Here is a 3,818-nt window from a genome sequence, read left to right on the forward strand (position 1 = left end):
GCTCCCCCGCCACGGTTCTGGGCTGGCTGCGCAGTACGTGACTCCGTGAACCCGTGGGAGCGAGCCTGCTCGCGAAGGGGCCTCAGGCTTTATTGGATAAATTACTGATGCTGCACCTGCACCATCGAGCTCACCTGCACCCGCGCGTGCATCTGCTCGGCCCCGCCGCCCCGGCGCATGCCGCGCACCGGGCAGGCGTCAAGGTAATCCAGGCCGATCGCCAGTTTCAGGTGGCGATCGGTACGGGTCAGGCGATTGGTCACGTCGAAGCTGTACCAGCCATCTCCCAGCCAGGCTTCAGCCCAGGCATGGCTCGCCAGGTGATTTTCGTCTTCGGTGCACAGGTAGCCGGACACATAGCGCGCCGGCACGCCCAGGCTGCGGGCACAAGCCACGAACGCATGGGCGTGGTCCTGGCAGACGCCGGCACCGCCGGCAAAGGCCTCGGCCGCCGTGCTGCTGACGGCAGTAGTGCCGGGAAGATAGGCCATGCGATCGGCGAGGCCATTCATCAAGTCAGCCAGCGCCGAACGATCACGCCGTGTCCCGCACTGGGCCACGGCGAAAGCGCTGAGACTGTCATCGGCCTGGCTGAGACGGCTGGTGCGCAGGAACGGCAGCGGTGACTGGCTGTCAGGCTCCATCTCCACGGTCTGGTCGATCTGCACTTCACCGTAAGCGGTCAGTACCAGAGCCCCATGAGGCTCGTCCATGGTCATGACATGCAGGATGTTGCCGTAAGGGTCGATCTGGCTGCGCACCAGGCGTGGCAATTCCAGGTGCCATTGCAGAATGCGCTGGCGCGGGCTGTCCTTGGGCGTCAGGCGCAGGAACTGGATGCTGGTGCAGACTTCGTCGGCATAGCTGTAGGTCGTGTCGTGGCGAATGGACAATTTCATACCACCTCCAGGTAGGCATCGTGGACGGTCTGGCCCAGGTGGCGGATCTGGCCGATGAGTTCGGTCAACCATTGGTGCAGGCCCGACGCGAGAATCTCGTCGATGCCGGAATAACGCAGCCGCGCATTCAATTCCGCGGCCAGGCGCTGGGCCGGACGACCGTTGTTGCCCGGCAGGCTGGCGAGGATATGGTCCAGTTCTTCGATGCAGGCATGCAGCGAGCGCGGCACGTCGGCCCGCAGCAGCAACATCTCCGAGACCTGCTCGGCGTTGGGCGCGTTACGGTAGATCTCGTTGAACGCCTCGAACGAAGACAGCGCTCGCAACAAGGCACTCCATTGGTAATAACCGCGCGCCGAGTTGTCGCTGACCTCCTCCGATTCCTCGCCGAACATCTCGTAGCGCGCGTCCAGCAGGCGCAAGGTGTTGTCCGCGCGCTCGATGAAGGTTCCCAGGCGAATGAAACTGTAGGCGTCGTTGCGCATGATCGTGCCCGACGTCGCGCCGCGGAACAGGTGCGAACGCTCCTTGACCCATTCGCAGAAATGGCTGATGCCGTAGCGGCCCAGGCCGTTACTGGCGATGTTGCGCATCTCCAGCCAGGTGGCGTTGATGTTTTCCCACATGTCGGCGGTGATGCGCCCGCGCACGGCGTGGGCATTGGTGCGCGCGGCACGCAGGCAGCTATAGATACTGCCGGGGTTGGCTTCATCCAGAGCAAAGAAATGCAGCATGCGCTCGCTGTTGAGCGCGTCATAACGGGCGTTGTAATCGTCCAGCGTACCGGCCGCCAGCAGCGACATCGCCAGTTCGGCGTGTCCGTCGCTGCGCCCGGCCTGAGGCATCAACGACAGCGAATAACTGACTTCGAGCATGCGCGCCAGGTTCTCGGCGCGCTCCAGGTAGCGGGACATCCAATAGAGGTCCGAAGCGGTTCTTGAAAGCATGTCTTAGTCCTCCACTACCCAAGTGTCCTTGGTGCCGCCACCCTGGGACGAGTTGACCACCAGCGAGCCTTCGCGCAGCGCCACGCGGGTCAGGCCGCCGGGCACCAGGCGGGTTTCCTTGCCGGACAGCACGAACGGACGCAGGTCGATGTGGCGCGGGGCGATGCCGCTTTCGACAAAAGTCGGGCACGTCGACAGACTCAAGGTCGGCTGGGCGATATAAGCCTCCGGCCGGGCCTTGAGACGGGCACGGAAATCCTCGATCTCCGCTGCGGTGGCGGCCGGCCCCACCAGCATGCCGTAGCCGCCGGAGCCCTGGGTTTCCTTGACCACCAGGTCGGGCAGGTTCGCCAGCACATGGGACAGGTCCTGGGGTTTGCGGCACTGCCAGGTGGGCACGTTCTTCAGGATCGGTTCTTCCGTGAGGTAGAAGCGGATCATTTCGTCGACATAGGGGTAAATCGACTTGTCGTCCGCCACGCCAGTGCCGACGGCGTTTGCCAGCACCACGTTGCCGGAACGATAGACCGCGACCAGCCCGGGCACGCCGAGCATCGAATCGGGATTGAACGACAGCGGATCGAGGTAGGCGTCGTCGAGGCGACGGTAAATCACATCCACCTGCTGGGGGCCGGCGGTGGTGCGCATATAGACGTGGTCGTCACGCACGAACAGGTCGGCGCCCTCGACCAGCTCCACGCCCATTTCCCGGGCCAGGAACGCATGTTCGAAATAGGCACTGTTGAAACGCCCCGGGGTCAGCACCACGGCGGTAGGGTTGTCGAGTGGACTTGAGCTTTTGAGAGTATCGAGCAGCAGGTTCGGATAGTGGTCGATGGGCGCCACGCGCTGGGCAGCGAACAACTCGGGGAACAGGCGCATCATCATCTTGCGTTCTTCGAGCATGTAGCTCACGCCGCTGGGCGTGCGCAGGTTGTCCTCCAGCACGTAGTAGCTGCCGTCGCCGTCGCGAACCAGGTCGACACCGGCAATGTGCGCATAGATGCCACGGTGCAGGTCCAGGCCCTGCATTGCGATCTGGTAGCCCTCGTTCGCCAGCACTTGCTCGGCCGGAATGATGCCTTCCTTGAGGATGCGTTGCCCGTGGTAGATATCCGCCAGGAACATGTTCAGGGCCTGGACCCGCTGGATGCAGCCACGCTCGACCGTCTGCCATTCGCTGGCCTTGATGCTGCGGGGGATGATGTCGAAGGGAATCAGGCGCTCGGTGCCCTGCTCGTCGCCGTAGAGGGTGAACGTGATGCCGGCGCGATGAAACAGCAGGTCGGCTTCGCGGCGGCGCTGCTCCAACAGCTCGAGCGGCGTATCCGCCAGCCAGCGCGAGAAGGCTTGGTAATGCGGGCGGCAGTCACCCTGTGCGTCATACATTTCATTGAAAAAAGCGTGGGGCATAGCCAACTCCCAGCCGTGTCGTACACGGCATTTCTTATGACTTCGTCATTTCACCAGTCTGGCCTTGCCTTGTTTGTCGAGCCTGCTTCTTGAATACCTCGGGGGTTCTTGCGTCTTTGAGCCGTAGCAAAGGCTGTGCCTAAGTATGGGTGCATCGACACAATGCTGGAAAAAACGGCGCGCAACGCTGAAAAAGCGAAATTTCTTTTCTATTTGACGGCGAAAATCGGTTCGCAGGCTGAAACGTTTATTTCGGTGCCCGGCGTCGATACCACAAACGGGTCGAATCGGTGCAGTCGGGCAGGAAGTTGGCCTCGGATGCCCTGAAAAGGGGAAATTTATACCCACCGGCAAAAGCAGGGGTTTACCCAACGATAGCTCAAGCACTGAGATTTCGTCGGAAAGCACATCGTGGCGAGGGAGCTTGCTCCTGCTGTAGCGCGAAGCGGTCCCCATCGCCGGCAGCCCATTTCAACTTTCACACCGAGTTTGCTCTTTGCGGCGACTGCGTCGCCGAGCGGGAGCAAGCTCCCTCGCCACGGGGCTCCCTGGCACCCTC

The 3,818-nt window shown here is 62.4% G+C and carries 3 protein-coding genes; all 3 read right to left on the reverse strand.

Annotated features, from left to right (window positions below; genetic code table 11):
• Positions 1-101: 101 nt before the first annotated feature.
• The 3 genes from ACE04F_RS04170 to ACE04F_RS04180 are packed head-to-tail and all read right to left on the reverse strand — an operon-like array spanning position 102 to position 3,259.
• Entirely contained in the window at positions 102-899 is a 798-nt protein-coding gene (locus tag ACE04F_RS04170; RefSeq protein WP_486105056.1) for a transglutaminase family protein, read from the reverse strand.
• Positions 896-1,846 (reverse strand): alpha-E domain-containing protein, encoded by a 951-nt coding sequence (locus ACE04F_RS04175; protein WP_305500558.1) that lies wholly within the window; start codon positions 1,844-1,846, stop codon positions 896-898. Before ACE04F_RS04175 ends, ACE04F_RS04170 begins: the two co-directional genes overlap by 4 nt.
• Before the next feature lie 3 nt (positions 1,847-1,849).
• Positions 1,850-3,259, reverse strand: a complete 1,410-nt coding sequence (locus ACE04F_RS04180; RefSeq protein ID WP_486105058.1) for a circularly permuted type 2 ATP-grasp protein — start codon at positions 3,257-3,259, stop codon at positions 1,850-1,852.
• Between the last annotated feature and the right edge of the window lie 559 nt (positions 3,260-3,818).

It is taken from the genome of Pseudomonas sp. AGC41, from assembly GCF_057334555.1.